General features: G+C 55.6%; 2 protein-coding genes. One reads left to right on the top strand and one right to left on the bottom strand.

What is annotated here, in order from left to right; translation table 11 throughout:
* Positions 1 to 497 precede the first annotated feature (497 nt).
* A complete protein-coding gene (locus tag VAE55_RS01185) occupies positions 498 to 662 on the bottom strand; it encodes a hypothetical protein (protein ID WP_322814003.1) in 165 nt (54 codons plus the stop codon).
* A gap of 448 nt (positions 663 to 1,110) precedes the next feature.
* Between VAE55_RS01185 and VAE55_RS01190 the strand changes: the two genes are divergently transcribed.
* On the top strand, positions 1,111 to 1,413 hold the full coding sequence (locus VAE55_RS01190) for a hypothetical protein (protein ID WP_322814004.1): 303 nt from the start codon (positions 1,111 to 1,113) through the stop codon (positions 1,411 to 1,413).
* Positions 1,414 to 2,892 lie beyond the last annotated feature (1,479 nt).

Here is a 2,892-nt window from a genome sequence, read left to right on the forward strand (position 1 = left end):
AGGCGGTAAGGTAATGCGCGGCTATCTGCGGGGGGCATCGGAACGCGGATGGACGCGGATTGGGCGGATGAACGCGGATAGGATGTTAGCACTCATGATCCGTCAATGACCGCACTGATCGTGCGAGTCACCGTTGGATGTCTGTGCAGCGGAGAGGGCGTATCATGCACTGTAATCTTACCAGATTTGATACAGCGTCTGCCTGATCTCCCCTATCCCGTTGCACGGTAGAGGGCCGGGGGTGAGAGCGTTCAGTGCATCCCCAGGCCCTATCTTCTGCACACACTTGCATGGTCCGTTCAACCCTGAACCCATCGCTCCCTGTGGTCTTCTGGATTTCTGGCTTGACATTGAACAAATGTTCTGATACAATACGGTTCAGCAAAGAAATTACAAGCCGGAGATCAGGTATGCTAAGCTGGAGAATGTTGCGGGAATGGCCCCGCCACCCATCATCCGTTGTCTGGAGACATCCACCACGAAGTGACCGGATCACTCTACTCGCAATGCGGTTTGGTTTCCTCCCGGCTACGTTTCAGTACCAAAACAGTATTCACCGGGTTATCAATGTTCTGCACATTCGCGATACCTGTGATCGTCATGGTGAACGGCGTTACTACCGGGTTGCCTGCGCCGATGGTATTGTACGAACCCTCATTCATGATTTGCGTTCCGGGAACTGGTACCTCCAGCGCGAGTGGTTTCGTCAGATATGAAAAGGTTGATCCCGCCACGATTAATTAATCATGCCATGCCGTTCACCATAGATGCGCACAGCAGTATTTTTATGCGTAGCCAGGGTCAATGAAGCGTGCTGCCTGATAATCAGTCATCGCACTGCTTATTGCAAAGCCAGATGATCGCGAATTCGAGCACATCGTACCCGTGATCAGCAGGTTCACCGGCGCGACACGCACCGGGCAGCATGCACGGTCGCTATAGAAGCATGGCTTCCGTACGCCAGACAGCGCAACGCCCACATGACCAAGCGTGAACGGTTTTCGATCCAGCACGTAATTTCGTCGCGGATGAGCAAAACGACTTCCGGTTGTTGTATCACCGGATCAGGAACCATCTTGCCCATCCCTATCTCGAAGGAGACAGCACCGTATGGCACACGCATCACGTTCTCACACGCCAACACCCGTAACCGAACCTACGCCTGTCCTGTCCACGCCTGAAACCGCATTTCGCCGCCAACCACCATTTCTGATGTGGTACGACGATAACCCAAAAACTCCGGTAGTGCGCAAGATTACCGAAGCGATTGAAGCCTACAAAGCCCGCTTTCCCGGTGTGCAACCGACTCTGGTGCTGGTCAACGAAGCTGAAGTAACGACTATCGAAGGAATTACTGTGCGGGCAATGCCAACCGTAAACCGCAATACGTACTGGGTGGGGCAGATAGTCTAGTTCAGCGGGGTGGAATCATTCATAACCCAGGTTGCTCCCTTTGTCACCACAGAGACACAGAGGGTGTGGATAATCTGGGCTCCTGCCGTGAGGCTTGACATATCACGTCCATGGGAATTGACTGCGCCCCACATCGTTCATACGGTTACGCCACACGGTGTTGCGGGCACCGTCGTGCTGTTCACAGCCTGGCCGTCAGCCTCCGTGGCCTGCCCACAGCATAAGTGGCAACTTGAGGCTCATATCACATCTGATACCGTCCAATGCATGATAGGCGATCTAAGACGCACCCTTTCGCCACCTTCTCGTGCGGCAATGTCAATAGGCACAGGCAATGTCCGTAGGGGCGGGTAGGGACGGGTTTAGAACCCGCCCCTACAACTGGCCTACCCTGTCATACCTGACGGTGTTGCCTTCTACGGAACCCGCCCGAATTGCACAGGCGACACCTGCGGATCATTGCGAATATGACGAATAACCTCGGATCATCGCATATTCGGTGCCAGACAGTGATGCGCAGTGTTACTCGAGATGTGAACTGGTGAAGGGAGACTGCATAGAAAGGGTAATTTCAACAGAGTGAAGAACCTTTTCGGGTAATACCAACGCTTGCGCAACGATGTGCTTCGTTCTGCCGTGCTGAAGTACTATCGGCAAGCTGCTGGCAGATTGTTACAGTCACTGGATCACCGTTGCAGCGCCAGGGTGATGATGAGCAATCGTCTTGGCTTGTTCTGCTGCCAGTGGTGATATGCGATACGCTCATGCCAACGCTAGGGCTTAGGAACGGACGGGACATCCCATCACATACAAGAGATAACACCTGGCGATGCCCTGAACGCTCTCACCCTCGGCCCTGTCTGAATGGTGCCTGGGGTATGGTACGTCCCCGGCCTGCTCCCATGCTGCAATGCAAGGGCGGATAGAACATGGGAGCGCGGGCAAGCGATAGTCTATGGCGATGCCCTCAACTTCCTCTCCCCCGGCGCAATATGCTACGCATTACCCACACGTCACGCTGAGTTAGGCCGGACTGCAAGCGCCCCCGTGGCGCAGGCTTTCAGCCTGCGTGCCGGCATCCTCTCCACCGCCGTCAAGGGCTGGCCGTGGCTGCTGGTGCGCAGGCACAAACCTGGTGCAACAACACGTCTACACGCAGGGATCGCATGCATGCCTGACCGATGCGATGATCGGCACGATCCCATCCAGCACTCCCGTGACCAGGATGGGAAACGATGTACCACGCGCCGGATCGCGAGCACGGCTGGCACGGTAGCATGGCTGCCGCACTCCAAACCTTGCGCCACGCACATGATGCGCGAGTAAGACAACCCATCCAGCACGTGATAACACTGCTGGAGCAGCGCACTGCCACCGGGCAGCCGCCCAAAACAGCACCTATGGCAATCATACCCGCTAATAAGCGTGTGGCTGACACCAGTTATGAGTAATGGTCAGCGGGGGAAGGCCGGGAGGGGG

It is taken from the genome of Chloroflexus sp., from assembly GCF_034432675.1.
In the GTDB taxonomy this organism is placed as follows: Bacteria; Chloroflexota; Chloroflexia; order Chloroflexales; family Chloroflexaceae; genus Chloroflexus.

Bases quoted from the DNA above. Each gene is read 5' to 3' on its own strand.
- VAE55_RS01185 (WP_322814003.1), bottom strand. From the start codon at position 662: ATGAATGAGGGTTCGTACAATACCATCGGCGCAGGCAACCCGGTAGTA.
- VAE55_RS01190 (WP_322814004.1), top strand. From the start codon at position 1,111: ATGGCACACGCATCACGTTCTCACACGCCAACACCCGTAACCGAACCT.